The sequence below is a fragment of the Pseudomonas avellanae BPIC 631 genome (genome assembly GCF_000444135.1).
In the GTDB taxonomy this organism is placed as follows: domain Bacteria; phylum Pseudomonadota; class Gammaproteobacteria; order Pseudomonadales; family Pseudomonadaceae; genus Aquipseudomonas; species Aquipseudomonas avellanae.
Window position 1 is genome coordinate 1 of the sequence record NZ_ATDK01000187.1, and the last position, 733, is coordinate 733.

Here is a 733-nt window from a genome sequence, read left to right on the forward strand (position 1 = left end):
AGAGAAACTATGAAAGCGTCATAGCAATGGCCTGCGCTTTTCTGTGGCTACCAATGTGAAACGGGAACAGACCCTAGTCTGTTTCGGTCATGTTGGCGAAGAAAATACACCCGATCAGGCGCGCGAACAGGGTCAGCGTTTCTGCAAGTTCCGGATCGTCAAACAGCGTTACGCGGGAGTCCAGCGCGCACATCGCGCCATACAGCCGGCCGTCCGGAAGAAAGATCGGCACGCCAGCATAACTTTCGATGGCGTAGCGTTTCACCACCGGGAAGTTCGCGTACCGGCCGCTTTTACTGATCTGCGGAATGAACAACGCCTGGGGGTTGATACAAAACTCACCGCACAGCGTTGTTTCCAGCGCGAAGGCGTCACCTTCGCCGATCCCCAGGTCAGTGGGGTCATATACCGAACAGGCTATCCAGTCTTCTTCGGTAAACTTCGCAATACTCGCAAAGCGCATACCTGTCAGACGGGTAACCAGCCGCAAAACGTTGGTGGTTGCTTCGATCTCGGCAATTGCAGAGCGCTCCTCGCTGGTCAAGGCGCCTTTTAAGGCTGTCAACTGCATGCAATTCTCCGGAATACTTTGTGTGTGCGGCTGCCCATGCTAACTGACCCGGATGAAAAAGCTAGTGTACTGTTTTCGAAATAAGTTACCCATAACCTGCAAGCTAAGCTATTGATAAGATTTGAATTTTCCGTTAGTTGGTGGCTGATTTTTTCGAAAACA

General features: G+C 51.8%; 1 protein-coding gene. It reads right to left on the bottom strand.

Annotation, left to right across the window (positions count from 1 at the left end; all coding sequences use genetic code 11):
* Positions 1–73: 73 nt before the first annotated feature.
* Entirely contained in the window at positions 74–571 is a 498-nt protein-coding gene (locus tag DW49_RS0107630) for a GAF domain-containing protein (protein WP_005617772.1), read from the bottom strand.
* Positions 572–733: the final 162 nt, after the last annotated feature.

What these genes read in the sequence shown, in the direction of transcription:
- DW49_RS0107630 (WP_005617772.1), bottom strand. Translation starts at nt 571, where the DNA reads ATGCAGTTGACAGCCTTAAAAGGCGCCTTGACCAGCGAGGAGCGCTCT.